The organism is Halopseudomonas pachastrellae (genome assembly GCF_900114765.1).
Lineage (GTDB): Bacteria > Pseudomonadota > Gammaproteobacteria > Pseudomonadales > Pseudomonadaceae > Halopseudomonas > Halopseudomonas pachastrellae.
On the sequence record NZ_FOUD01000022.1, the window covers coordinates 1 to 25515 of the forward strand.

20 protein-coding genes are annotated in these 25515 nt (G+C 63.0%); 8 read left to right on the forward strand and 12 right to left on the reverse strand.

Annotation, left to right across the window (positions count from 1 at the left end):
* Positions 1–20: 20 nt before the first annotated feature.
* The 3 genes from BM116_RS16040 to BM116_RS16050 form a co-directional block, all read right to left on the reverse strand.
* Entirely contained in the window at positions 21–992 is a 972-nt protein-coding gene (locus tag BM116_RS16040; RefSeq protein WP_083729506.1) for an IS110 family RNA-guided transposase, read from the reverse strand.
* A 278-nt stretch (positions 993–1270) separates the two neighbouring features.
* Entirely contained in the window at positions 1271–2683 is a 1413-nt protein-coding gene (locus tag BM116_RS16045) for a phospholipase D-like domain-containing protein (RefSeq protein ID WP_083728157.1), read from the reverse strand.
* Positions 2684–3072: 389 nt separating this feature from the next.
* Positions 3073–3423 (reverse strand): DUF805 domain-containing protein, encoded by a 351-nt coding sequence (locus BM116_RS16050; protein WP_083728153.1) that lies wholly within the window; start codon positions 3421–3423, stop codon positions 3073–3075.
* Between the two features lie 219 nt (positions 3424–3642).
* On the opposite strand from BM116_RS16050, the gene BM116_RS16055 reads away from it, so the two are divergent.
* From BM116_RS16055 to BM116_RS16065, 3 genes are read left to right on the forward strand one after another with little or no spacing between them, the layout of a single operon-like run.
* Positions 3643–6210, forward strand: coding sequence for an intermembrane phospholipid transport YdbH family protein (locus BM116_RS16055; RefSeq protein WP_169847287.1), 2568 nt, complete (start codon positions 3643–3645; stop codon positions 6208–6210).
* A 12-nt stretch (positions 6211–6222) separates the two neighbouring features.
* Positions 6223–6414, forward strand: coding sequence for a YnbE family lipoprotein (locus BM116_RS16060; RefSeq protein ID WP_065335720.1), 192 nt, complete (start codon positions 6223–6225; stop codon positions 6412–6414).
* 24 nt (positions 6415–6438) lie between these two features.
* A complete protein-coding gene (locus tag BM116_RS16065) occupies positions 6439–6786 on the forward strand; it encodes a YdbL family probable chaperone protein (protein WP_083728151.1) in 348 nt (115 codons plus the stop codon).
* Here the strand turns inward: BM116_RS16065 and BM116_RS16070 are convergent.
* The 4 genes from BM116_RS16070 to BM116_RS16085 form a co-directional block, all read right to left on the reverse strand.
* The gene (locus tag BM116_RS16070) at positions 6761–7405 is read right to left on the reverse strand and encodes a DUF3047 domain-containing protein (protein WP_083728150.1); all 645 of its coding nucleotides are present in this window, start codon (positions 7403–7405) and stop codon (positions 6761–6763) included. The two genes, BM116_RS16065 and BM116_RS16070, sit on opposite strands and share 26 nt — an antisense overlap.
* A gap of 53 nt (positions 7406–7458) precedes the next feature.
* Positions 7459–8445 carry a lipase secretion chaperone gene (locus tag BM116_RS16075; RefSeq protein WP_083728149.1) on the reverse strand — a complete coding sequence of 329 codons (987 nt, stop codon included), beginning with the start codon at positions 8443–8445 and terminating at the stop codon, positions 7459–7461.
* Between the two features lie 61 nt (positions 8446–8506).
* Positions 8507–9457, reverse strand: coding sequence for a triacylglycerol lipase (locus BM116_RS16080; RefSeq protein WP_083728148.1), 951 nt, complete (start codon positions 9455–9457; stop codon positions 8507–8509).
* Between the two features lie 229 nt (positions 9458–9686).
* Complete coding sequence (locus tag BM116_RS16085) at positions 9687–10775, reverse strand: transporter substrate-binding domain-containing protein (protein WP_083728147.1); 1089 nt, start codon at positions 10773–10775, stop codon at positions 9687–9689.
* Positions 10776–10966: 191 nt separating this feature from the next.
* Here BM116_RS16085 and BM116_RS16090 point away from each other — a divergent pair, with 191 nt between their 5' ends.
* Both BM116_RS16090 and BM116_RS16095 read left to right on the forward strand, forming a co-directional pair.
* Entirely contained in the window at positions 10967–11434 is a 468-nt protein-coding gene (locus BM116_RS16090; RefSeq protein ID WP_083728146.1) for an NfeD family protein, read from the forward strand.
* Positions 11435–11465: 31 nt separating this feature from the next.
* Positions 11466–12386, forward strand: coding sequence for an SPFH domain-containing protein (locus tag BM116_RS16095; RefSeq protein WP_083728145.1), 921 nt, complete (start codon positions 11466–11468; stop codon positions 12384–12386).
* Between the two features lie 363 nt (positions 12387–12749).
* Here the strand turns inward: BM116_RS16095 and BM116_RS16100 are convergent, their stop codons facing one another.
* The 3 genes from BM116_RS16100 to BM116_RS16110 all read right to left on the reverse strand — a co-directional run bounded on the left by BM116_RS16100 (position 12750) and on the right by BM116_RS16110 (position 18310).
* Positions 12750–15863: an efflux RND transporter permease subunit gene (locus BM116_RS16100; RefSeq protein WP_083728144.1), complete on the reverse strand. Its 3114-nt coding sequence runs from the start codon at positions 15861–15863 to the stop codon at positions 12750–12752.
* Entirely contained in the window at positions 15860–17104 is a 1245-nt protein-coding gene (locus BM116_RS16105; RefSeq protein ID WP_083728143.1) for an efflux RND transporter periplasmic adaptor subunit, read from the reverse strand. The genes BM116_RS16100 and BM116_RS16105 overlap by 4 nt, the downstream gene beginning before the upstream one ends.
* A 114-nt stretch (positions 17105–17218) precedes the next feature.
* Complete coding sequence (locus BM116_RS16110; RefSeq protein ID WP_083728142.1) at positions 17219–18310, reverse strand: methyl-accepting chemotaxis protein; 1092 nt, start codon at positions 18308–18310, stop codon at positions 17219–17221.
* A 287-nt stretch (positions 18311–18597) separates the two neighbouring features.
* Between BM116_RS16110 and BM116_RS16115 the strand changes: the two genes are divergently transcribed.
* The gene (locus tag BM116_RS16115; protein WP_083728141.1) at positions 18598–20301 is read left to right on the forward strand and encodes a long-chain-fatty-acid--CoA ligase; all 1704 of its coding nucleotides are present in this window, start codon (positions 18598–18600) and stop codon (positions 20299–20301) included.
* A 26-nt stretch (positions 20302–20327) separates the two neighbouring features.
* Here the strand turns inward: BM116_RS16115 and BM116_RS16120 are convergent, their stop codons facing one another.
* Positions 20328–21950, reverse strand: a complete 1623-nt coding sequence (locus tag BM116_RS16120) for a methyl-accepting chemotaxis protein (RefSeq protein WP_083728140.1) — start codon at positions 21948–21950, stop codon at positions 20328–20330.
* 210 nt (positions 21951–22160) lie between these two features.
* Here BM116_RS16120 and BM116_RS16125 point away from each other — a divergent pair, with 210 nt between their 5' ends.
* Both BM116_RS16125 and BM116_RS16130 read left to right on the forward strand, forming a co-directional pair.
* Positions 22161–23132: a calcium/sodium antiporter gene (locus tag BM116_RS16125; protein WP_083728139.1), complete on the forward strand. Its 972-nt coding sequence runs from the start codon at positions 22161–22163 to the stop codon at positions 23130–23132.
* Between the two features lie 92 nt (positions 23133–23224).
* Entirely contained in the window at positions 23225–23938 is a 714-nt protein-coding gene (locus tag BM116_RS16130; protein WP_083728138.1) for a VC0807 family protein, read from the forward strand.
* Positions 23939–24159: 221 nt separating this feature from the next.
* On the opposite strand, the gene BM116_RS16135 is transcribed toward BM116_RS16130, so the two are convergent.
* Positions 24160–25284, reverse strand: coding sequence for an aminotransferase class V-fold PLP-dependent enzyme (locus tag BM116_RS16135; protein ID WP_083728137.1), 1125 nt, complete (start codon positions 25282–25284; stop codon positions 24160–24162).
* Positions 25285–25515: the final 231 nt, after the last annotated feature.

Consider the following 25515-nt stretch of genomic DNA (forward strand, 5'->3'; position numbering starts at 1 on the left):
CGTAGATACCGTCTTCCCGATCAGTGTGCAAGTGCTCTGATCGGGTCGAACGGCTGACCTGATTTCAGTACCCCGTAGATGAGGTGCAGCAGCTTACGCATGGCTGCGCAGACAACCAGCCGACCAGTTTTACCGCGTTCAGCTAGCCTCACTTTCATCGCTTTGATGACCGGGTTGTAGGTCATCGCCGACAGCGCTGGCATGTATAGCGCTGCGCGCATTCGGCCTGACCCGGTGCGCGAGATGGTCGACTTGCCTCGGTATATCCCAGATTCCTGCAAACGCGGATTCAGACCACAGAACGCTGCCAGCTGCCTTGCGCTGTCGAATCGCAGAGGGCTGCCCAGCTCCGCCAGCAGTGTGGCGGCAGTGCCATCACTGACACCATCAATGGTCTTCATTAACTGCTTCTGCTCGCGCAGGTCAGGGTCGTTGTCGATGTGATCGTTGATGGCCTTACTGATCAGGGCTATCTGGCCGTCCAGGTGCTCCAAGTGAATGCGGATAGAGGCTTGAGCGGATTCAGCGCTGACGTCCAGACGGTTGCGCTCCATCTGCGCCAACGCCTTCAGGTCGGCAAGCCGACGTACCAGGCCGCGTAGCTGACGGATGCTCTCTGGCTCGGGCTCCCAGGGACGCATCTCTTCCAGATGGCGCTGTGCGTAGCGGGCGATCAGTTTGGCGTCGGTCTTGTCGGTTTTAACCCGGCGCAGCTCGCTTTGCGCATATTTGGCGATGCGTGCAGGGTTGATGACACAGACCTGATAGCCCTGATGATGCAGATGCGTCGCCAGCGCTTCGTGGTACACGCTGGTTGCCTCCATCAGCACCCAGCAATGTGGCTCGGCGTGCTTCTCTAACCATTGGTCAAGTTGCTTGAAGCCTTCGGGGGTGTTCGCCACCTTGGCCTTGGTGCGGTATTTGTCGCGCTCCAGCGGCTTAGCGATGTCGAAGGTGTGCTTGGCAATGTCGATTCCGATAGCGCAGGTCATGGGGCCTCCGGCTCTGTTGAAAGGTGATCGTCACCACACTCTGTTCTACCTTGCGAATACGTGCTCAGGCGCTCAGCACCGGCACCAGATACCGTTCGAACTGTCTGAGTGTGTTGGCAGGTGACGGCCCATCTACGAACCAAGCTCTTGAGGCTTCAGGGCCACACCGGCCTGTCACCTGCCGCCCGATGATCAGTCGGGGACCATGGTCACAGGGACCACAGTCAACATACAAGGGCCACGGCATGCCGTGGCCGGATATCTGCGCCCGGCGGGCCTCAGAAGGTCGAGAGCCCGCTGGCTTCCATAAAGCGGTACACCAGATAGCGCCAACGGCTGTGATCTGCAAAGTCTGCGTAGGGCAGGCTGTAGATCGCGCCGTTGGCGTTCTGCCATTCGCGCTCAAAGTCGCCTCGCTGCTGGCTGATCTGCGGACCATCGCTGCGGCTGACCAGTCGCACGCTGGTCTCCAGATTCAGGTCGTGCAGGTTGCGACGGGTGAAGTTGGCCGAGCCGGCAATCAGCTCGGCGCTGCCATCGGTGCGTTCCAGCCTGATCCACTTGCGATGACACTGTTCCCCCTCGGTCGCGCACCAGCGCACGGCAATGCCTGCTTCGTGCAGATCCCAGGCTGCCTGCCGGTTGGGGATGCCGTTCTTTTCACGACCAAAGGCATCGCGGTTGGGGTCCAGGATCACGCGCAGTGTGGCGCCGCGCTGATGGGCCTGAATCAGCGCCTCGATAACGGGCCGTGACGACAGGTAGAACATCTCCAGATCCAACGCATCACCGGCTTGCGCCGAGTCGATCAACTGCAGCAGCCCCTGCTCAATGGCGCCTTCGGTCAGCACCTGCAGCTGCGGTGGCTCGCTACCGGATACTGCCGGGGCGGCTGGCCAGTCGGCGGCAGGGGCGTAGCCGGACAGCAGCGCCACGGCGCGCTCGGTCTGCAGCAGATCGAGCGCTGCAGCGCCGCTGAACTGTACCGCGCTGTTGTCGTGGCGGCTGCTGGCGTCATGCGGGTTCATTGAGGTGACCAGGCCGGTCCACTCGCCGTTGTGGCCAACGATCAGGGTCTTGCGGTGATTGGCGCGGAAATTCAGCAGGTGCAGGTAAGTGCGCAGCGTGACCTTGCCCTCGCCGACCGGGTTGGGTAGCCAGCCGCCCCGGGTGCTGTTGCCAAGATAACTGCAGCACAGGGTCCAGATGCCGGTCCAGGTGGGGTTGGAGGCGGGTAACTGGCTCAGGTCGGTCATCACCACGTCGACACCAGCGCCGCGCAGGGCCTCGAACTGCGCAGACTCCACGCCGCCGTAAAGGGTGTTGAACGGGTCGGTAATGAGTACCACCGGCATCTGCGGGTGACGTTGGCGGGCAGCAATCAGTGCGTCGGTCAGTTCGCTTGAGAGCGCGCGGTGGCTGTGCTCGCCGGCAAAATCATTGAACAGGAACATGTCCACAACGATCAGGTCGTTGGCGCCGCCGATCAGCGTCAGTACCCGGTCCATGATCTGCTGCTGAACATGCTCCTGGCCCTGGCTGTCGCGCCAGGTCTGGTCAAACAGCAGTTCTACCTGTTCGGCGGGGCGCAGCGGGGTTGCAGTGGAGAGGTCTTCGGGCATCTGCTGGCAGCCAAGCAGGCTGGCAAGCAGCAATCCCGGCAGCAGCGAGCGAAAGCAGAGTGTGGGCATGATCAAGGTCGGTTGCGGTGATAGCAGCAGACTGCCCAAGCCTGGCCGTTAATGCAAACCGCAAGGCGCCGGCTCGCTGCGCGCCAGGGAAGCACTGACTAATTCCATATGCCCTCTGGCGTTCAGGCTGGGCTGCAATCAAGGCGTGGTTTCGAAGGCATGTCGGGACCTGTCGAGAAATCACAACGCAGAGTGCGGCCCAGCCTGAACGCCCCGCAGGGCGAGCGCTCAAGCATGCATCTGCTGCGTTGCGCCGCTTGCCAATAGAACCACTATTGGCTGCACATCGCGCCTTGCATCTGCACGCTTGGGCGCTCGCAGAGAGCGTGTCGAATTGGTCAGTGCTTCCCTAAGGGCGCGCAGCGGGCCGGCACTAAGGCTCAGGCCGGTTAGGCGGCAGCCAGTTTGGGGTTGGGCCCAAAGCGGTTGTCGCCGGCGTCCCCTTCGATGCACAGGAAGATCAGCAGGATGATGCCGCCGACAAAGGGCACCAGGCTGATCAGGATCCACCAGCCACTGCGGTTGGTGTCGTGCAGTCGACGGATGCACACGGCAATCGACGGCAGCAGAACGGCCAGAGAATACAGCGGCACCAGCAGCATGATGCCGAGGATGCCATCAATCACGCCGCAGATGATGGAAGCCAGGATGTTGAAAAGGATAAACATCCAGTATTCCTTGCGACGGGCACGGCCCTGAAACTCGACATACTTCTTCAATACAGCGGTATACCATTCCATGCGGTTTCCTTTCTTTGGCAATGTAGAGCTAAACATGTGGAGCAAAAAAGGGATTGGCAACGCGCAGGAATACGGTGAACCGCTCCTTGGTTGTGACAGTCAATCCCTGTGGCGGCCTTGGCCGCCCGCGGTATTTAAGACGTCATGCCGGAGCCGGGTCAACCGCCAAGTGCCGGCCGAGTGCTAACCTGTGAGCGGTTTGACACCTTTGGGGGGCGCATGCGCCGGCGTAGTTCGATTCTGTTGCTGATTTTTCTGCTGCTGACGCTGCTTGTGTTGCTGGCGCGGCTGTGGGGGCAGCAGCAGTTGCAGGCAGCCGGTGTTCAGCAACTCGACTGGCAGGGGGTGGGTTGGCGCAAGGGCGCACTGCAGGTTGATGAGCTGCACCTGCAGATGCAGGACGGGCTGCGGTTGACGGTGCAGCAGGCGCGCTTGCAGCCGGGCTGGCGCGACGGCCCTCGACTACGCACCTTGCAGGCAGACAGCCTGCAGTTACACCTGCCGGCCGCGCAGGATAGTAGCCAGAACGGCGGGCTTGACCCCCTGTTGCTGCTCGGAGACGAACAATTCTGGCGTCGGCTGGCCGACTGGGCGCCGGACAGCGCGCGTATCGCGCAGATTAACGCCAGCCTGCCCTGCCGTGATGCGCGTTGCGAGCTGGCAGGTGCCTGGCAGTTGCGGCGTGCCGAGCAGGTCGATGGGCTGATGTTGTCGAGCGCCTTGCAACTCGACCTGGATGGCCAGCAGCTTAACGTTCAGCCGCAGCTGCGCCTGAACACCGAGGGCGTGGCACTGGACGCTGATCTGCAGATTGATCAGGTGGCCGCCGCCCGGTTGAACAGCCAGTGGCGCGACGGACAGCACTGGCAAGGCAGTCTGCAGATACCGGATTGGCCGCAAACCCCTTGGCTGTTTGGCTACCTGGGCCGCTGGATGGCGCTCGGCGCGCTGCCGATCGAGCAGATACCGGCTGCCGCTCAGCTGCATCTGGATTGGCAACTGGACGCGGCGCGGGTGCCTGAGGCGCTGGATGATTGGCTGGCGGGAGATGTACAGCTGCAGGGGCAACTGACGCTGCCACAGCCCTGGGCAGTCGACCAGCTCGGCGAGGTGAGCGGTGAGCTGAGCCTGCAGCTGCAGGGCACAGCGGGTGACTGGCAACTGACGCAAGGCAGCCTGCAGGCTCAGTTGCAGGCGCTGACCTTGCCCGCCCTGCAAGCGCTGCCGGCGGCGCTGCGGCCGCAACAATTACAACTGCAGCTGACCCCGCAGGCGGGGCAGCGCCTGCAGGCGGATACGCTGCTCAAGGCGGATCTGCAGGCCGAGGCGCGGTTGCCCAAAGAGGCCACCGTAGCGCTGGCCGGCCCGGTGTCTGCGCCGCTGAGCGGCGACTGGCAGCTCGTCAGCGACGCGCTGCAGCTCAGTGTAACGGCGCCGCAGCTGGACCTGCCCGCGCTGCGCGCCCGGGGCGTCAGCGGCCTTTGGCCTTTGCGTGTGCAGGCTGATGCGGCCGCTCTGCAAGCGGCGTTGACGGCGTCCGGAAGCCTGCGCTGGCAGCAGTTGCAACTGGCCGATGCCGGACTGGGGCTGCGTGATGCCAGCCTGACGCAGCCGACCTTGCAACTGACCCTGCCGCTGACAGGGGATGCGGGCCTCAGTGCCTCCGGCCGGCTGGAGGGTAGCCTGGCGGCCATCGAGCATGCGCAGCTGAAAGCCCAGCGCTGGGATCTGGCGGGCGACTGGCGCTGGCAGCAGAGTCAATTGAGCTGGCGCGGCAAGCTGAGCAACGTTGCCGGGCTGGCGTTGACCCACGACGCCAGCTGGTCGGCGGCCGGCGACTGGCGCGTCAGCGGTGAGCTGGCACCTTTGTTCATGCTCGCAGGCAATCCACTGGCAGACACACTGGCTGCCTGGCCTGAGCTGCTGGCGTTTGCCAGTGGGCAGGTCAGCGGCAGCCTGCAGGCCAGTGGTGGGCGCCAGTTGCGCGTGCGCAGTGATCTGAGCTTGAGCGGCATCAAGGGTATTTACGATCGCACCGCCTTCAGCGGGCTGGACAGTCCGCTGCAACTGCAGCTTAAGGGCGAGCAACTGACAGTGAGCGTGCCGTCGTTGCAGCTTGTCCAGGCTAACCCGGGCATTGAGCTGGGGCCCGTGCGCGGGCAGTTGTCCTACCACGCGGCGCTGGCGCAGCCGGCCAGTGGGCGCCTGGAAGTAAGCGAGTTGCGCACCGGGCTGCTGGGCGGTGAGGTGCGGGTGCTGCCGACAACCGTGAATCTGGCCGAGCCCGAGCAGCGCGCCGAGCTGCAGCTGCAGGGGCTGGAACTGGGCCGCCTGTTCGAAGTCTACCCAACAGAGGGACTCAGTGGTGGCGGTACGCTGGACGGCCGCCTGCCGGTGCTGCTGCGCGACGGACAGTTGCTGATCGATGAGGGCTCGGTTGCCGCCCGTGAGCCGGGCGGTGTGCTGCGTTACCGCTCGGACAAGCTGCAGCGTCTCGCCGCAGCCAACCCGAGCATGCGTGAGCTGGCCGGGGTGCTGGAAGACTTTCACTATACTGTCCTCAGCTCCCAGGTAGACTACGGCGAGAACGGCAACATGATTCTCGGGCTGCGCCTGCAGGGCAACAACCCCGACTTTCAGCAGGGGCGACAGGTCAATCTGAATGTCACCCTGGAAGAGAACATTCCGGCCTTGCTGGCCAGCCTGCAATTGAGCGGCAAGGTCAGCGAGATCATTCAACAGCGGGTTCAGCAGCACCTGATCAAACAGCGTGCCCAGCAACCCTGACAAGGAGCGCCCATGTACAGGCGAGGGCTGACAATCGTGTTTCTGGCCGGCCTGCTGTCGGCCTGCGCCGGACCGACGGTGCAACTGGCGGCGCCCAGCGAGCCAATCAATATCAACCTGAACGTGAAGATCGAACACGAAATTTACGTCAAGGTGGATCGCGAGCTGGACGACATCTTCGACGAATCCAGTGGCCTGTTCTGAGCCCGTTGCGAAAGGATATTCATAATGCGTAAAACGACTTATCTGATCTGTGGCCTGCTGGCTCTGCTGCTGGGCAGTGGCGTGGCAATGGCCATGAACCTTAACGAAGCCATGTCCGCGCTGCCGGCGGCCAAATCGGCCGGTCAGCTGGGCGAGCAGCCCAACGGTTACCTTGGTGTGGTCAGCAATGGGGGGGACGCTGCCGAAATCGCTCGCCAGATCAACGCCGCGCGTAAGGCCGAATACCAGAAGGTAGCGCGTGACAACGGTGTGGCACTCAGCGACGTTGAGCTGATTGCCGGCCAGAAAGCGATTGATCGTACGCCGCGTGGTCAGTACATCCAGGTCAACGGTCAGTGGACGAAGAAGTAACCGGCAGCCATTCGATGCTGCCATACCAGCCGGTAACGGGCTGACCACTGTTGTCGCAGTCGGTCATGATTGCCAATCCGTCTATCTGATCCAGCGTCTGCCCGTGCAGGCGCTGGAAGTCCTCCCGCACATTGCGCTCCAGTGTTGTCATGCCGGCCGGCGTGCCGCTGCTCACGGCCAGCATTTGCGCGTTGGCGGTGTAGGCGTTGGGCCAGTGCGTGCCGACCGGCTGAGCAGATGACCAGTCGTAGTTCACCGCCAGCGTACGCCAGGGCAGCAGCCCGCCATCTTTCACCACGTACAGCCGCACCGGATAGTCGTCGCCCTCACGCTGGCGCTCGTTGAGCCCGCTGAACGGCTGGCTGATGGTCCATGACCAGCGCAGCACCGGCGTCTTGCGCAGATCAATCTGCTGCTCCTGGTAGCGTGCGCTGGCTTGGCCGTTGCTGCAGTCGGCGCGCAGCAGGGCGATGTCGCCGCGTTGCTCCAGCCGGTAGCTGGTGGGCTCGCTGAAGCGGCGCTCAGACCATTGGCTGATGTCCGCCGGACTGTAGCTTTGCGCCGCGCAGGTGCCGGCAAAGAGCAGGGCGGATAACAGCAGTAACCCTTGGTGGTACATACGCAAGCTCCGGTGCAGGGGAGCCTGCAGTATGGCAGGGCGCTGTTGCCCGGTCAGTGTCCCAGTGCGCTGACGCGCAACTGCTCGGTGCTGTCAAAACGCGCATCCAGCAGCGCCTGTACAGCGCTGGCGCGATCGCTGTCCGCCAGCCCGGGCTGCCTGAGAATGGCGTCGCGCTCGCGTACAAAGTCATCCAGTCGCTGCTGCCATTGCGCGCGCTGCACATCCAGCGCCTCCAGCCGCGCGGTCGCATCCGGCCCGACCATCTCCATACGCAGTTCGCGCACCGCGCCTTCATCGGCGCCGGCTGCGCGCAGGGCCTGGGTCTGCTGGCGCAGGTCCTGATGAATCTGCGGTACCAGCAGCGCCTGCATGGCCTCGGGCAGGCTTTCGCGCAGGGCTTCAATGTCCTGGGTCTTTTCTTCGTCACTGAGGTTCGGGTTGTGCAGGATGCTCAGGCGCTCCAGGGTGAAGCGGTTGTAGCTCTCCTCGGCGGCAAAGAAGGCCTGGTGCTCGGCCGAGCTGAAAAGGTCGGCACGCAGGCGCTCTACGGCGTCCTGACGGGCCCACAGGCTGTCGATGTCTGCTGCTGCAGGGAAGTCCTGCTCAAGCTCGACCAGCGCCCGTTGATAGTCGAGGTAGCGCTGGAACAGGTCCAGTGCCTGGCTGCGCGCAGGGTCATCCAGGCTGTCACGGATCAGTGCCTGAACCTGGGCTACGATCTGCCCGTGATCTTGTTCGCCGGCGGTGCTCAGGTAGTAGTCGAACAGGTGTCGCAGCTGGTCGCTGATCAGCAGGTTGCCATCGGCGTCGACTTGCAGTCGGCCATCCTCTTCGGTGCCGCGCAGCGAGTTGGCCTGCGGTGCGCTGGCAGCGTCGGGGGCGCTTTCGCGCAGCAGGCTGACTGGGGGTGTCTGAGTTGCCGGTTCAGGGGCGAGCTCGGCTTGGGTTGGCGCCGGTGCTGGTGGGGTGGAGCGGGATAACTGCCAGCCCAGCAGCAGCGCTGCCGCCAGCAGGGGAAGGTAAACAAGGGCTTTCATCGCATACTCGCGCCAGATGAAAAGAAGCAAGGCAGGGCCGCCGGTTGGCGGCCCTGTCAGGTTAGAGACCGGCGTTCTTCAGGCGGTTGGCCTGCTGACGATAAACGGTCACCGGGTCGGTCTCGAACAGGCTGGTCAGGCCCAGGGTCTGGTTGACCTCATCCAGGTGGTTCATGCGGTAGTTGTCGCGAATCACCATGCCCAGGTGCGAGCTGCAGCGGCCTACCAGGCCGTCGTTGGCTTCGCCGCCAAAGGTGAGCGACGAGGCGCCCAACAGCAGGTCGGAGACATCCAGTACATTGGTCAGCGGGCTGGTGCCGCTCCAAGAGTAGTAGCGTACGCCGTTGACCTGATAGGCACCCTCACCACAGGCGCTGGTCGGAATGCCCTGCGGGAACTTGGCGTTGAAGCGCGCGGCGCCTTCGCTGTGCAGCGATTCCAGTGTGCCCAGCGAGTTTTGTGGGGTGCTTGAGCTGCTGCCCGACAGGAAGTTGATCAGTGCGCCTAGGCCGTTGACGATGCCGGCCAGCAGGGTTTCGCCGGCGGAGCCCTCGGGGACCTGACGCAGGAAGTCGGCGGTGGCCGAGCCCTTGTGTGGTGCGCCAACGCTGGTGACCGAGGCAACCAGATCCGGGCGCAGTGCAGCAACGTAGCGCACGGTCGGGCCGCCGTGGCTGTGGCCGATCAGGTTGACCTTACCCTTGCCGCTGATGGCGACAATCTCTTCCACCTGTTCGAGCAGTTGTTCACCGCGCGCTTCGGAGGTGTCGAGCTGGCTGACTTCGGTGATGTAGACGGTAGCGCCGTCCTTGCGCAGGGCGCTGGGGATGCCGTACCAGTAGTCGACGCCGAGGATGCTGTCGAAGCCGAGCATGCCGTGGCTGAGCACGATGGGGTACTTGGTCTTGGTGTACTGCGACGACGAGCTGAACCAGAACGCATTGGCCTGGGTGCTCACGCCCAGCGCGGCGATCAGGCCGCAGGCGACACTGAGTCGGGTTTTACGCGACATGACGAAACTCCTGTTTGTTGTGCTTGTTTTTGTATCGTCTTGAGACACTGGGCCAGTGTCCGATTCAGAGCATAGTCAGCGTGAGGGCGCGAAAGTAGCGACTGATCGACAGAAATCCGCGCCTGAGCGCGGCGCAGAAAGATGACTGATCAGTCACTGGCTCTGCGTCGCTACTATTCAGCCTGCTGATCCGACGAACGGAGATTCAGACCATGCCGGCCTGTGCGGCTCAGGGCGCCTCGCCCAGGTAGGCACGCTGGATCAGACGCCATTCAGGCGACTCGGTCAGGCGCAGGATAGCTTCGTTGACCTCATCGCGCAGCGGGCTGCCGGTTGGCAGTGCCAGTGCATAGAGCTGCTGGTCGAACACGCCGGGCAGCAGGTCCAGCCGATCCTTGCCCAACTGCTGGTTGCGGTACTGTAGCAGCGGTCGGTCATAGACCACGGCATCGCTTTCGCCGGTGCTGACTGCCTGCATGGCGCTGTGCAGGTCGGGGTATTCCTGCGAGATGATGCGCTGCTCCTGCAGATATTGCGCACTGGCGGTTCCGGCGATGGTTGCCACGGTGTTGCCGGGCAGATCCTGCGGGCCGTTGATCTGGTACTGCAGGTTACTGACGGTCAGTGAGCTGGTGATGGCGGCGGTGAAGCTGGCTACCATGATCAAGCCGGCGAACATCCACACCAACGCCAGCAGCCGGCCCGCCAGGGTGACCGGCGCCTTGTCGCCGTAACCGACGGTGGTCATGGTCACTGCCGCCCACCAGAAGCCGGCGCCAATCCCTTCGGCGTTACTGCCGCCAAACTGCTCGGCGTTGCGCCGGCGCTCCAGCAGCCAGAGTGCAAAGCCAACACCCAGCAACAACAGCGCCAGCGCGCCAATGACGCTGAGAAAGCCCCAGCTGAACAGAGCCTTGAGGCTCTGCAGCAGTCCCTGCTTGGGTGAGTGCGGCACGCCGATGGAGAGTCCGGTCTGGTAGAACGGGTGGCTGAAGTCGAATACCGCCTCGCGTTCAGAGGTCATGGTTAGGGCGCCAACCACCACATCCACCTCACCCCGTTCGACGGCCTCCAGCAAGTCTGAAAACGGCATGACCTGCCACTCGTACGCCCAGCCCTGGCGATCGGCGATGGCGCGCCACAGGTCGATGCTGATGCCCTCCCAGCCGCCCTTGCCATCGGCGATAACAAAGGGCGGCACCTCGGTGATGCCGACGCGCAGAGGGGAGGTGGACGTGTCGCTGGTTTGGGCGTGCACAAGGGGTGCGCTGCACAGGAGCAGGCAGAGCAGCAGGCGGGCAAAGGCAGGCAGAGACATGGCAAACTCCTTTTTGATCTTCCGTTGAGGGTACCAAACTGAGCGTGCGGTGCCAGCGCAGGCGCTGAATAGTGCCCTGGCGGCACGTTTGGCTTGCTGCACAGTCCAGGCATTTGCCACAGGCGCAGGCCATAGGCTTCTGGTAGGCTGCTCGCACACCCAAGTTCACGGAGGCCCGACAGGGACAGTTGATGTTGACTGGATATCTGGAAAGTTATGCGTTTTGGCTGCTGCTGGGGCTGGCGTTGTTGCTGTCGGAGTTTTTCTTCCCCGGTTTGATTGCGGTGTTTTTTGGTCTGGGCGCCTTGCTGGTTGGCGCCTTGACGCTGGTTGGGCTGGTTGAAGGCCTGGCCTGGCAGGTGCTGTTGTTCTCGCTGTTCAGCGTGGGGACGCTCTGGCTGCTGCGCCGCCGCTTTCAGCGCTGGCTGCGCGGTGGCGAGTCCGACCTGGCTGTGCGCGACCCCGATGACGCCGGGTTGCTGGGCATGCGTGTGAGCGTGCTGACCGACTTTGTCGACGGCGTTGGCGATGTGCAGCTCAATGGCGCCAAATGGGACGCCGAGTCCAGCGAGCCGTTGACGCAGGGCCAGACTGCCTGGGTGGTGAGCCACTCCGGCATCGTGCTGCAGGTCAGCGCCACGCGCCCCAACGCTGATTGAAACCTTCCATCCTCTGAACGGAATTTTACCCATGGAAATCGCTACTATTTTATCCCTTGGCTTTCTGGCGCTGGTCATTGTTGCCCTGGCCAAGACCGCGCGTATCGTGCCGCAGCGCTCGGCCTTTATCATCGAACGTCTGGGCAAGTATGCGAAAACCCTGGACGCCGGCTTTCACATCCTGATCCCCTTTGTTGATCGTGTGGCCTACAAGCACACCTTGAAGGAAGAGGCGATCGACGTGCCCAGCCAGGCCTGTGTGACCCGCGACAACATCCAGGTGGTGGTCGATGGTGTGCTTTACCTGCAGGTGGTTGACCCCAAACTGGCCAGCTATGGCATCAACGATTACCGCTACGCGTCCATGCAGCTGGCGCAGACCACCCTGCGTTCGGTGGTCGGCAAGATCGATCTGGACAAGACCTTCGAGGAACGTGAAACCATCAACGTGCAGGTGGTTGAAGCGCTGGATGAAGCCGCCAAGCCCTGGGGTGTGAAGGTGCTGCGTTACGAGATCGCCGACATCGAGCTGCCGGCGACCATCCTTGATGCGCTGGAGAAGCAGATGCGCGCCGAGCGGGAACGTCGGGCGGTGGTCGCCCAGTCCGAGGGTGAACGTGAAGCCAAGATCAACGTGTCCGAAGGTCAGAAGCAGGAAACCATCAACCTGTCTGAAGCAGACAAGCAGCGCCAGATCAACGAAGCCGAAGGTAAAGCGCGCGAGATTGAGCTGATCGCCACCGCAACCGCAGAAGGTCTGCGCCGCGTTGCCGAGGCGATCAACACCCAGGGTGGTCAGGAAGCGGTATCGCTGCGCGTTGCCGAGCAGTACGTGAAAGAGTTCGGCAAACTCGCGCAGACCAATAACACGATGATCCTGCCGGCAGAACTGAGCAACATCGGCTCGGCCGTCGCCGCGATCACCAAGACGCTGGAAACGGCTCGGAAGTAAGCCGCAAGCGGCAAGCTTCAAGCTTCAAGAAAAAACCGCGCGGCGTTGAGTCGTGCGGTTTTTTTTCGGCCTCACGGTGGGGCCGGTTGTTGGCTCGGGGTTGTTAGGTTTTTTGAGTCACTGCTGACGTTGTCGGCGGTTGGAGAGCTGCAGCGGACGCTACATGTCGCGTCCCTACAGTTGGTTGCTGTTCAGGCTGCCACCGCTAAGTACTTGGCAACGGTCCTTCTCTTAAGCCAGCCATCCGCGCAAGCTCCTGGCTTTCAGCTTTCAGCTTTCAGCTTTCAGCTCCAAAACAAAACCCGGCACCAAGACCGGGTTTGCTTGTAGCTTGCCGCTTGAGGCTTGCAGCTGGCGGCCGCCTTAGGCGGCCGCTCGGCGCTCCTTCCACCCCTCCAGCATCGACAGCAGTGCCGGCACTACCAGCAGCACCAGCAGGGTCGAGAAGCCCAGGCCGAAGGCGATGGAGGTGGCCATGGGGATCAGGAACTGGGCTTGCAACGAGGTCTCGAACAGCAGCGGCAGCAGGCCGCCGATGGTGGTCAGGGAGGTTAGCATGACCGCCCGCAGGCGCTGCACAACCGCCTCGTTCAGAGCCTCGTTGACCGCCAGGCCGCGTTTGCGCTGTTCCTGATAAAAGCTCACCAGAATGATCGAGTTGTTGACCACGATGCCGGACAGGCCGAACAGCCCGAACAGCGACAGGATGGTCAGGTTGAGCCCCATCACCCAGTGGCCGAGCAGGGCGCCGACCAGGGCCAGCGGAATCACCGACATGACGATCAGCGGCGTACTCCAGGAAGAGAACACCCACACCAGCACGGCGTACATCAGCAGCAGGCCGATGATCAGGCCGTCGCGCATGTCGGCCAGGGTTTCCTGCTGGTCGACCGAGCGCCCCTCAAAGCTGTAGCGCACGTTGTAGCGGCTGGCCAGCGCCGGCAGCTCCTGCGCGGCGGTTTTGAGCACCACACCGGCGGTGGTCTGGTTGTTGTCAATGTCGGCGGTGACGTCGGTAGCCAGTTGCGCATCGGCATGGCGCAGGGCGGAGAAGCCCTGATTGCTGGTAAAGGTGACCACCTGACGCAGCGGCACGAACCGGCCATCGTCAAGGCGAATGTTCAGGTCACCCAGGCTGGCCAGGCTTTCGCGCTCGGCGCGCGGCAGCTGCACGCGTACTTCGATCTCGTCGCGCTTGTCCTGATAGATCTGCGCCAGCCGGCCGTCGTAGGCCGCGCGCAGCTGGTTGCCGACGCTCTCGATGCTGAGCCCCAGCGCCTGCCCGTAGGGCGTCAGGCTGTAGACCAGCTGCTCGCGGCCCCAGGTCATGTCGTCGTCGGTGCTGACCACGCCTTCGATACCGGAGAGGATTACCGACAGCGCGTCGGCGGCATCCTTGAGCTGCTGCGGGTCGGAGCCGGTCAGGCGGATGTCGACATCCTTGCCGGGCGGGCCGCTCTGCTGCTCGGTGATGTTGATGCGGTCGATGCCGGGCGGTGCCTGAATACGCTTTTGCCACTCGCGGATAAAGGTCTTGTTGCGCACCTCGCGGTGATCCGGAGATACCAGCTCGACCATCATCGAGCCCAGGTTGTCGCCTTGGCGCGCAACGCCGTTGTCACCCAGTACCTCGCCCTCGCGGGTTACCGCGGTGAGGATCAGCTCGCCACCCAGCGCCGCTTCGGTCTCGCCCAGACTGTCCTCCAGCTCACGCATGAAGGACACCATGCTGGCGCGCGGCGTGCCGGCAACAAAGTTGACGTTGGCGTACAGCACCTGCGGCTCGGGCGTGGGGAAGAAGCTGAAACCGATGCGACCGCTGCTGAGCAGGCCGATGGTGATGATCACGCTGACCAGGGCGCAGGCCAGGGTTGTGCCGCGGTTGGCCAGCGCGGCCTGCGACAGACTGCGAAAGCGGCCATCGCGAAAGCGGTTGAAGCCCGCGTCGAAACGGGCGCGGACGCTGTCCAGGCGGTTGCCGATGGCGGCCAGCCGGCCGGAGCGTTGCTTGCTTGGGCGAAAGGCCTCGCGCAGGTGGTGTGGCAACACCACAAAGCACTCCAGCAATGAGGCGATCAGTACGCAGATCATCACCGTGGGGATGTCGCCCAGAATGTTGCCGAAAATACCGCCCACCATCAGCAGAGGCATGAAGGCGGCGATGGTGGTCAGCGAAGAGGCTACCACCGGCCAGAGCATACGTTTGGCGGCGCCTTCCGAGGCGCGTTCGGAGGCTTCGCCGCTGCGGTGGTGAGCGTCGGCGTCTTCGCCGACCACAATGGCGTCGTCGACGATCACCCCGAGGGCCATGATCAGGGCAAACAGCGAGATCATGTTGATCGAGCCACCGATCACCCAGAACACGGCCATGGCGGCGAGGAAGGCGGTGGGAATGCCGACCGCGACCCAGAGTGCCACTCGCGCCGGCAGGAATAGATAGAGCAGGATCAGCACCAGTATCAGACCGCTCAGGCCGTTGTTGACCAGCAGGCGGATGCGGTCGTCGATCAGTTGCCAGGCCTGGTCATAGGCGTGAATCTGCAGCTGCGGCGGCAGGGTGGGGCGGATCTCCTGCAGCCAGTCGTTGAGAATTTTGGCCGACTCCAGCGAGTCGCCGTCTTCACTGCGCTCAAGTTGCAGCTCGACAGCGGGGTAGCCGTCATAGCGCAGCAGCACCTGGTTGCGCCGTGGCTCCTGGCGAATATCGGCGATATCGCCGAGTCGCAGATGGCTGTCACCCTCCGGTTGCAGGGCGATGCTGCCAAAGGCCTGCGGGTCGCGGCGCTGCTCGATGGCGCGCAATTCGCGCGCCGAGTCCATCTCGCCGGCCTGACCGGCCGGCAGGTCGCGCGACTCTGCGTTGATGCGCGTGGCCAGCTGATCCAGCGACATGCCCAGACGGCGCAGCTCGGCGTTGGGGACTTCGATGCTGATCTGCTGCTCGGGCACGCCGTTGATGACGATGCGGTCGACGCCATGGTTGAGCAGGTCGTCTTCCATGCGGTTGGCGATGCTGCGCAGCTCGTGCGGCTCGAACGGCCCGTACAGCAGCAGGTTGGCAATCGGGTCGTAGCGGGCAACCCGAACGACCTCGGGCTTCTCGGCCGCTGCCGGCAGGTTGCGGAACTCATCGACCTGCTGGCGCGCGTCATCCAGCGCGACAATCGGGTCGGTGCCCTCGCGGAACTCCAGGGTGATGCTGGAGACGCCCTGGGCCGAAGTCGAGGTCATGTTCTTCAGGTTCTGGATGCTGCGCAGGCGCTGCTCCAGCGGAATGGTGATGGCCTGCTCGACGTCTTCGGCGGCGGCGCCGTTCCAGACCACCTGCACGGTGACAAAGTCCAGCGCAAAGGTCGGGAAGAACTGGATGTTCATGCGCGACAGGCCGATTACGCCGCCCATCAGCATGACCAGCATCAGCAGGTTGGCGGCGACCTTGTGGCGAACAAAGAAACCCAGCGCTCCGGCATTGCTCATTGCGCCGGCTCCGCTGCCGGTTCATCCATATCCACTTTCAGTCCGGACATGGCGTTGGGCAGGTGCGTGGTGACGATGGGCATGCCGCTTTGCAGCCCCTGTGAGCGCACCAGTACCCGGCTGTTGCCCTGCTCGTCCAGTGTTTCGCCAACACGCTCTACGGCAATGGCCCGCAGGCGGTCGTCTTCCACGGTGTAGACCGTGTTGTTGCCGTACAGCGCGCTGTAGGGCAGTGCCACGCTGTCGTTGCGGCTTGGCCGCGCGACGCTGACTGCCATCAGGTTGCCCAGGCGCAGGTCGGCACGCGGGTTATCGACCCGAAACAGTGCCTCGATACCGCTGGCGTCGGCCTGGCCAGCAATGCGGGTCAGGGTCAGTTGTAACGGTGGCTGCACATCCAGACTGCGGGCTTCGAGCTGCTGGCCTTCGCCCAGGGCGTTGATGAAGTCCTGGCTGTGAACCTGCGGCACCAGGGCGCGCAGCTCCATGCCTTCAAGCGGGTAAAAGTCCAGCAGCGCGGCGTTGGCGTTGACCTGATCGCCGACCGCAACCTGCACGCTGCCCACCATGCCGTCAAAGGGCGCCACAAAGCGGCTGCGTTCGGCATCACGCAGCGTGCTTTGCAGTGCTGCCTCGGCGCGCTCCACGCGGGCTTGCTGGGCGGCCAGGCGCGCCGGGTGTGAGGTCAGGCTGCGTTGGCGGTTGGCGACGGTCAGTGCGGCGCGGTCCAGCGCGTCTTGGGCGTTGTCCAGTTCGACGGCGGGGACCATCTGGCGCTCGACCAGTTGCTGCATGCGTTCCAGCGATTTGCGGGCGTTCTCTTCCAGCCGCTGTTCCATGCGCAGGGCCTGGCGATCTGCATCGTTAGCCAGCCTTTCGCTGTCCAGCTGGGCCTTGGCGTCGGCCAGCTCGGCGCGGGCCTGGGCAATACGCGGTTTGATGTCAGCGTCGTCCAGGGCAATCAGTAGTTCACCTTGGGCGACGCTGGCACCATCGTTGGCCGGCAATTCGGCGATGCGACCGGACAGCGGTGCTACGACTGTGAATCGGCGGGGCGATTCAAGCTGGCCATAGAGCGTCAGTCGCGGCTGAAAGGCGTCAGGGCTGATGGTTTCGGTGGCGACGCGCCAGGCGCGCTCCTGGTTGCCGACCGGTTCAGGCTGGTCGCGGGTGACACGCAGGATGATGAAAACAATGATCCCGATCAGCACGATGATCACGGGCGTAAGACGTTTACGCATTCCTTCTCTCTTGTTCTTTCCTGCGGGCGTAAGGGTCTCTCTGTATAGCGTGTGACGGCGATGGTCGCAATAGCGCTGAGTGTCGCGGCAGTGTCCTTGCGGACACTGCGCAGATCAGTGACTGCTGCCGATCTCCCGTTCGAGGCGGTCGAGCTGCTGGGCGACTTGGACACTGGCCTGTTCCATGTCCAGGAGCAGCCGGTGCAGCCTGTCATTGTCACCCTTGAGAGCGGCGTCGCGCGCCTGCAGACCGCATTCATGTACCTGGCGATGCACGTTTTCCAGCTGACGATATGCCGGCAGGTGGCTGTACAGGTCAGCTCCCTGGCCACGGTAATACCATTGCCCCAGGCGGCATTCGTGGTGATCGGTGAGTGATTGGCTCAGGTTGCCGGCGGCGATGCGCTGGTATAGATCCATCTTCCAGACCACATGATCGAGCTTAACGGTCGACAGAAAGCTGCGCGTGGCAGAGCTGTTGATCACCTGCTTCATCCGGTCGGCATGGTCGATGACCTGATGGGTTACCTGATCAATCTGCTGGGCAGAGGCGGCGATTTCCAGGCTGCTCTGCATGGATTCCTCAGCCATGCCGGACAGGGTCTGGCTCTTTTCCATTACCTGGGTTACCAGAACCTCAATGTTTTCGCTGGCGTGCTGGGCCTTCTCGGCGAGACTGCGTACCTCATCGGCTACCACGGCAAAACCGCGACCCACTTCGCCGGCTCGTGCCGCCTCAATGGCCGCATTCAGGGCCAGCAGGCTGGTCTGTTTGGAGATGTCCTGGATGACGGCAATGAAGGCACGAATGCGGCCGGCGGTTTCGTCAAGGCTGCTGGCAGACTCGGCATTGCGTTCGGCATGATTGCCGACCGTGTCGGAGCGTGCCTGCAGGCTGCGCACCGCCTGCTGGGTCTGGGCGAAGATCTCGCTCAGCGCGGTCAGGGTCTGTTGCTCATCCATCAGACGGCTCGCTGCGCTGGCCACCGATTCGCGCACATCCTGGACCAGATGATCCCCCATTTCCCGGCAACCGAGCAGCTTCTGGGACAGGGTCTGCTCGCTCTCGGCAATGCCGATACGCGCATCGAACTGCCGTTGTCGTTCGTCCAGTTGTGCCGTCAGGGTGCCGAGTTGCTCCTGCAGTTGCCGGTTCAGTTCTTGGGATTGTTGCAGCTCTGCGCGTAATTGACGGCTTTTGAACACGGTTTGCTCCTGGATGGGCAGGGAGGGGTATAGGGACGATACTGTTATCGGGCCGACTCGGACTTGCTATCGGCCGAGTAACATCAAACTGTAATGATGCGTTGATTCGACTGGCAGATTATTGATTTGCGGCAGGATTTGCCTTGTCGCTCAGCGTTGGCAGCGGCTATGGCCCGACATATCCGCAGTCGATCAAGCTTCACCGGAGCACGGCACAGCGACTAGGGTTGGGAAAACAAAAAGCGTCCCGCGCCAAAGCCGCCCGGGCAGACAATGGAGAGCATGCTGTGGACACCGAACTGCGCTGGTTGAAGTCGTATCCGTCGGACGTGAATTGGGAGCTTGCCTATACCCCGGAGGCCATTCCGGCGTTGCTGGACGCGGCCGTCACCGAGTTCCCCGATAATCCGGCAATCGACTTCCTTGGCCACAAGCTTACCTACAGCGAACTCGACGCTCTGGTCTCCCGCGCGGCCTGTGGTCTGCAGAAACTGGGGGTTGGCCCCGGCGTCCATGTGGGGCTGTATCTGCCCAACTGCCCGCATTACTTCATCGGTTTTCTCGGTGTGCTGCGCGCCGGCGGGACGGTGGTGAACTATTCACCGCTGGATGCTGAACGCACCCTCGAGCACAAGATCGAGGACAGTCAGACCGACATCATGCTGACGCTGGATCTGGAGGCCTTTTACCCGCGTATGGCGAGCCTGATGACGCGCACTCGGCTGCGTCAGCTGGTCGTGGGCAGTCTGGTCGAGTTCTGTGGTGAGGTCAGCGACGAGCAGCGCCATTTGCTTGGCAAACCGGCGATGGTGGCCTGGGGCGATCAGTGCTGCAGTTTTGCCGAGCTGCTGGACAATGCCGGCGATTATCGGGAGCACCTGCTGGCCGATCCGGCCAACACGCTGGCTGTGCTGCAATATACCGGCGGCACCACCGGCGTCCCCAAGGGGGCGATGCTGACCCACGGCAATATCACGGCCTCCTGTGCCCAGCTGCGCGAGGTGTTGCGTTCGGCGATCGTGCCCGGGCAGGAGCGGGTGCTGGCAGTGCTGCCGCCGTTCCACATCTACGCGTTGATGGTGAATATGATCTTTGGCCTGCGTGCTGCCGCCGAGATCTACCTGCACCCGCGTTTTGACGTGCTGACGGTGCTGCGCGAGATCAGTCAAAGCCGCATTACCACCTTCCCGGGCGTGCCGACCATGTTCATCGGCCTGCTCAGTCATCCGGAGACCGACAAGCACGATCTGTCGTCGCTGAAAATGTCCAACTCCGGTGGCGCGCCGTTGCCGGTCGAGGTCCAGCAGCAGTACTTCTCCCGTTCCGGTTGCGCCCTGCGTGAGGGCTGGGGGATGACCGAAACCACCACCAGCGGCACCTTTACGCCGCGCGACGCCCAGCCGCGCCCCGGGTCATGCGGTGTGCCGGTGCCGGGCACGCAGATTCGCATCCTGCCGCTCGACGGCGGCGAAACCGAGCTGCCGATCGGCGAGCGTGGTGAGGTCTGCATCAAGGGGCCGAATATTACCGCAGGCTACTGGAAGCGCCCGGACGCGACGGCAGAGGCAATGACTGCAGACGGCTTCCTGCGTACCGGTGATGTGGGCTACATGGACGAGGATGGTTACGTCTACATCGTCGATCGTACCAAGGACATGATCTTGTGCAGTGGTTACAACGTCTATCCGCGCGTCATCGAGGAAGCCATTTACGAGTACCCGGGCGTTGAAGAAGTCTCCGTAATCGGCATCCAGGATGCCTATCGCGGGCAGGCGCCCAAGGCCTTTATTAAACTGAAGGCCGGGGCCGAGGCGTTCGACTTTGAGACCTTGCAGGCGTTTCTGGCGTCACGACTGGGCAAGCATGAGCGGCTGTCGGCGATGGAAATTCGCCCCGAGCTGCCCAAGACGCCGGTCGGCAAGCTGTCGAAGAAGGAACTCTACGAGGAAGAGCGGCAACGTCAGGCGAGCGCCAGCGCGGCGACCGCCTGAGTCATGCGCAACGGCCTGGCCGCTGGTCAGGCCGACAGGCGCCCGGTCAGCGTTCCCAGCTCGCCAGACAGCTCGTGCAGCGTCTGGCTGGCGCGGGAGGTGCTGTCGACTTCTTTCTGGTTGGCCGCAGCGATATCGGTGATCTCGGTGATGTTGCGGCTGATGTCCTCGGCTACGCTGGTCTGCTCGTCAGCGGCGGTGGAAATCTGCCGGTTCATGTCGCGTACCGCCTCGATGGCCAGCGTGATCTGCTGCAGTCGCTCGCCCGCCTGATTGACCTGCTGCATGCTGTTTTCGCTCTGCGCCTGACCACTGGCGATGGCTTTCACCGCCTCGCCGGCACCGGTCTGCACGTCGGTGATGATCTGCTGAATTTCCGAGGTGGACTCTGCGGTGCGCTGGGCCAGGGTGCGTACTTCGTCGGCGACCACCGCAAAACCACGGCCGGCTTCACCGGCCCGGGCTGCTTCAATGGCTGCGTTGAGCGCCAGCAGGTTGGTCTGCTCGGCAATGCCCTGAATCACATCCAGTACCTTACCAATACGCGTGCTGTCGCCTTCCAGGCGCTGAATCACGTCGGTGGTATGGTTGATCTGTTGCAGCATTGCCTGCATCGCCGTAATGGTCTGCTGCATCACCGCTGCGCTCTGCTGGGCGTTGCTGTCGGCGTCGTCGGCGGCATGGGCTGCTTCGGCGGCGTGCTGCGCGACCTGAACAGCGGACGCTGACATTTCCTGCATCGCGGTTGCTACCTGGTCGGTGCGCGAGAACTGATCGCGGCTGCCCTGGGCCATGCGGGTGGCGATGGTGTTGAGCTCGCCGCTGGCGCGGTCCAGCTCGCCGGTGCTGCGCTTGAGTTGCCCAAAGGTGCTTTCCAGAAAGTCGCGCAGCTGGTTGGCGGCGCGGGCAAGGGTGCCCAGCTCATCGGCGCGATGGCTGTTGATGGGTTGGCCCAGACGCCCGTGGCTGAGCTGCTCGATCTGCCGGATCAGATGGGTAATCGGGTTGACCAGGCGGCGGTTGACCAGCCACTGACTGAGTACGCCAATCAGCACTGCTGCGACGCAGAGGCTGACCAGCCCGATCCACAGCGCGCGGCTGGCGGCCTGATTGATGGCTGTGCTCTGCTCTTGTGCCTGCTGGTTGAGGCGTGCGGCCAGGCCACTCAGATGCTCGCTGAAGTCCCGATCAATGCCGCGCGCGGCCTGGTCGCCGGCGGTCGGATCCATGCCGGCGGACTCAAATGCGCGCAGGCTGTTGCGATAGGCGGTACCCAGGGTCTGGTGTTTCTGTGCGAGCTCACGTGCCTCTGCCTGTTGCGCACTGTCGATGTCCAGCGCGGCGATTTCCTGCAGGGTCGCCTGCACGGCGTTCTCGCTGGCCTCAAACTGGCTCCAGTATTTGCTGCGGTCGGCGCTGTCGGTACCGCGCAGCAGCACGTTCTTCCACTCCTGCACCTGGGTCTTGAACTCCAGGTTGGCGCGGTTGATCAGGCTGGCGCTGGCCAGCGGACGCTCGAGCAGGTTCTGGTAGCTGTTGACGCTACCGGCGAGGGTCAGGGTAATGATCAGCGATACCAGCAGCATCAGTAGCAGGCTACCGAGCATGAGTGCCAGAGTTTGCTGTCGCAGGGAACGGTTGATGGCCATATAGTCACCTGTGTTGGGGTGGGGATGGTCCTTCATCGCAGACTGAGCATTGTGTTTGGCACCAACGGCGTGCCGGCATGTCGAAACGGCAGAACCGTTGCGGCCGCGTAGTGTATCGGCGAGCGACGAGAATTCTGAATCTTTTTGTCACCGTCCACCGCTTATCATTGATAATGGGCGCTATTTTTCAACTCACACAGGAATCTGATGATGTTGTTGGCTATTGCCGCCGTAATTGCCGGTCTGGCTCTGCTGGTCTGGAGTGCAGACCGCTTCGTGGATGGCGCCTCGGCCACCGCTACCCATGCCGGCATGCCGCCGCTGCTGATCGGTATGCTGGTTATTGGTTTTGGTACCTCGGCGCCGGAAATGGTGGTCTCGGCGCTGGCTGCCGGGCAGGGTAATCCGGGGTTGGCGCTGGGTAACGCCTACGGCTCCAACATCACCAATATTGCGCTGATCATCGGCCTGGTGGCGATCATCAGCCCGATCCAGGTGCACTCGCAGGTTATTCGCAAGGAACTGCCGATTCTGCTCGGCATCACCCTGCTGGCGGGTTACCAATTGCTGGATGGCGCGCTGTCGCGCAACGATGCCTGGGTGCTGCTGGGCGCCTTCTTTCTGTTGATGGGCTGGTCTGTTGTGCAGGGTATGCGCGGTAAGGACGACGCCCTGTCCGGCGAGTACGCCGAGGAAGTGGCCAGCCATGCGATGCCGCTGAACAAGGCGCTGTTCTGGCTGGTTCTGGGGCTGGTGCTGCTGATTGCCAGCTCGCGTCTGCTGGTCTGGGGGGCGGTCTACATTGCCGAGGGGCTGGGCGTCAGCGATCTGATTATCGGCCTGACCATTGTCGCTATCGGTACGTCGCTGCCTGAGCTGGCGTCCTCGCTGGCGGCCATTCGCCGCAATGAACATGACCTGGCGCTGGGTAACGTCATCGGCTCGGGGCTGTTCAACACCCTGGCGGTGGTGGGCATTGCCGCCGGCATCGCGCCGCTGGCGGTTGAGCCGGTTGTGCTCTACCGCGACTGGGTGGTGATGTTTGTGCTGACGCTGGTGCTGCTGGTGATGGGCATCGGCCGCATGGGCAAGCAGGGCACGGTGTCCCGCTTTAACGGCGTGCTGCTGCTGGCGACTTACGTCGGTTATACCGCCTATCTGGTTAGCACCATGCTGGCCTGAGGTTGCGGCTGGCTGCTGGCGCGTCGCTGGGAGCGGGGCGCCAGCCTGTGTATGATGGCCCTTTCCCTCCGCCGGAGACTGTTTTCCCCGCCATGTCCGATGCCAACTCCGCCCCCGCGCAGCACAAGCCGCGTCCGCTGATCGACCTGCTGGTCAGCATTGTTATCCCCTCGATCATCCTGATGAAGCTCAGTGGCGAGGCCCAGCTGGGCGCCGCCAACGCGCTGATTCTGGCGCTGGCGCTGCCGGTTGGCTGGGGCGTGTTCGAACTGGTGCAGTATCGCAAGTTCAACTTTATCGCCGCGCTGGGTGTGGTCAGCGTGTTGCTGACCGGCGGTATTGGTCTGCTGCAGCTGGACAACAAGTGGCTGGCCATCAAGGAAGCGGCAGTGCCGGGCGTGCTCGGGCTGGCGGTGCTGATCTCGACCCGCACTCGCTACCCGCTGATTCGTACCATGCTGTACAACGAGAAGGTGATCAACGTCGCCCTGGTACAGGAGCGACTGCAGGAGCGCGGGCTGGTGGAAATTTTCAACCTGCGTCTGCTGCGCGCCACCTACTTCTTGGCCGGCACCTTCTTCTTTTCATCGGCGATGAATTACATCCTGGCCAAGTGGATCGTCACCAGCCCGGCCGGGACCGAAGCGTTCAACGAGCAGCTGGGCCAGATGACCCTGGTCAGCTACCCGATGATCGCCATCCCCTCGATGGTGATGATGATGGGCATCCTGTTCTACCTCTGGCGCACTATCCACGGCCTCACTGGCCTGGCGATGGAAGAGATCATGGCGCAGCAAAAGGGCTAGCGGGGCTAGCCAGCCGCAAGCTGCAAGCTGCAAGCTACATGAAAAACCCGCACGGTGTTCAGTCGCGCGGGTTTTCTTTTGGCTTTATACGGGGCACGCTGTGGTAGGTGGCGCCAGCAGAACTGCATGCCGGGCGGCAGCCAACCCCAGCGCATAAACAAAACCCGGCATCGAGGCCGGGTTTGCTTGTAGCTTGTAGCTTGCCGCTGTTTTTGCTGCGCTTAAAGCGCAGCAAAGGCCTCCCGCAGCGTGGCAACCGTGCGTTCGGGATTGTGCAGTTTGTCCAGACCGAACAGACCAAGGCGGAAGGTTTTGAAGCCTTCTGGCTCGTCGCACATCAGCGGTACGCCGGCGGCGGTCTGCAAGCCGAGCGGAGCAAACGCCTTGCCGCTCTGAATGCCGTCGTTGTCGGTGTAGCTGACCACCACGCCGGGAGCACCAAAACCGTCGGCGGCGACACTCTTGTAGCCCAGCTCCTGCATCAGCTCACGGACGGCGCTGCCCAGGGCCAGTTGTTCCTGCTTGACCTTCTCGAAGCCGTAGTCGCGGGTTTCCAGCATGGTATCGCGGAACGCCTTGAGCGCATCGGTCGGCATGGTGGCGTGATAGGCGTGGCCGCCGTTCTCGTACGCCTGCATGATCTGACGCCATTTCTTCAGGTCGGCGGCAAAGCTGGTGCTGGTGGTTTGCTCCAGTACCTGCTCGGCGCGTTCGCTGAACATCACCAGGGCGCTGCACGGGGAGGCGCTCCAGCCTTTCTGAGGCGCGCTGATCAGCACGTCGATACCGCAGGCCTGCATATCGACCCAGACGGTACCCGAGGCAATGCAGTCGAGGACGAACAGACCGCCGACTTCGTGCACCGCATCGGCTACAGCGCGCAGGTAGTTATCAGGCAGGATGATGCCTGCTGCGGTTTCGACGTGTGGGGCGAATACCAGATCCGGTTTGCTGGCACGAATTTCGGCGACCACCTGTTCAATCGGCGCCGGGGAAAACGCTGGCTGGTTGCCAGTGTCCGACTTGACCGCCTTGAGCACGGTTTCGCTGGCGGGGATGCGGCCCATTTCGAAGATCTGGCTCCAGCGGTAGCTGAACCAGCCGTTGCGGATGACCAGGCACTTCTTGTCTTGTGCAAACTGGCGTGCGACTGCTTCCATACCAAAGGTACCGCCACCCGGTACCACGGCAACTGCGTTGGCGTTGTAGACGCCTTTCAGGGTGCCGGAAATATCACGCATGACCTGCTGGAATGTCTGCGACATGTGGTTCAGGGAGCGGTCGGTAAAGACCACGGAGTATTCGAGCAGACCTTCGGGATCAATGGCAGGAACCAGTTTGGACACGGGGCTTCTCCAGGTGGATGACAGGAAAACGCCGGCGATGCCGGCGTTGAGTTGCTGTCCATGCTACCCCGATTCGCGTTCTGACGCAGTCCAGAAAAGCGGCGTTTTGTTATCGGAGGCTGTCGCTATATTGTTCGCCTGCCGCCTGCCGCCTGCCGCCTGCCGCCTGCTGCCTGTAAGCTCTCTGCAGACCAAAGAGGGAGAGGCGCAGGGTGTTCAGCATCTCCCGGC

Coding starts and splice junctions, on each gene's coding strand:
- BM116_RS16040 (WP_083729506.1), bottom strand. CDS start 992: ATGACCTGCGCTATCGGAATCGACATTGCCAAGCACACCTTCGACATC.
- BM116_RS16045 (WP_083728157.1), bottom strand. CDS start 2,683: ATGCCCACACTCTGCTTTCGCTCGCTGCTGCCGGGATTGCTGCTTGCC.
- BM116_RS16050 (WP_083728153.1), bottom strand. CDS start 3,423: ATGGAATGGTATACCGCTGTATTGAAGAAGTATGTCGAGTTTCAGGGC.
- BM116_RS16055 (WP_169847287.1), top strand. CDS start 3,643: ATGCGCCGGCGTAGTTCGATTCTGTTGCTGATTTTTCTGCTGCTGACG.
- BM116_RS16060 (WP_065335720.1), top strand. CDS start 6,223: ATGTACAGGCGAGGGCTGACAATCGTGTTTCTGGCCGGCCTGCTGTCG.
- BM116_RS16065 (WP_083728151.1), top strand. CDS start 6,439: ATGCGTAAAACGACTTATCTGATCTGTGGCCTGCTGGCTCTGCTGCTG.
- BM116_RS16070 (WP_083728150.1), bottom strand. CDS start 7,405: ATGTACCACCAAGGGTTACTGCTGTTATCCGCCCTGCTCTTTGCCGGC.
- BM116_RS16075 (WP_083728149.1), bottom strand. CDS start 8,445: ATGAAAGCCCTTGTTTACCTTCCCCTGCTGGCGGCAGCGCTGCTGCTG.
- BM116_RS16080 (WP_083728148.1), bottom strand. CDS start 9,457: ATGTCGCGTAAAACCCGACTCAGTGTCGCCTGCGGCCTGATCGCCGCG.
- BM116_RS16085 (WP_083728147.1), bottom strand. CDS start 10,775: ATGTCTCTGCCTGCCTTTGCCCGCCTGCTGCTCTGCCTGCTCCTGTGC.
- BM116_RS16090 (WP_083728146.1), top strand. CDS start 10,967: ATGTTGACTGGATATCTGGAAAGTTATGCGTTTTGGCTGCTGCTGGGG.
- BM116_RS16095 (WP_083728145.1), top strand. CDS start 11,466: ATGGAAATCGCTACTATTTTATCCCTTGGCTTTCTGGCGCTGGTCATT.
- BM116_RS16100 (WP_083728144.1), bottom strand. CDS start 15,863: ATGAGCAATGCCGGAGCGCTGGGTTTCTTTGTTCGCCACAAGGTCGCC.
- BM116_RS16105 (WP_083728143.1), bottom strand. CDS start 17,104: ATGCGTAAACGTCTTACGCCCGTGATCATCGTGCTGATCGGGATCATT.
- BM116_RS16120 (WP_083728140.1), bottom strand. CDS start 21,950: ATGGCCATCAACCGTTCCCTGCGACAGCAAACTCTGGCACTCATGCTC.
- BM116_RS16125 (WP_083728139.1), top strand. CDS start 22,161: ATGTTGTTGGCTATTGCCGCCGTAATTGCCGGTCTGGCTCTGCTGGTC.
- BM116_RS16130 (WP_083728138.1), top strand. CDS start 23,225: ATGTCCGATGCCAACTCCGCCCCCGCGCAGCACAAGCCGCGTCCGCTG.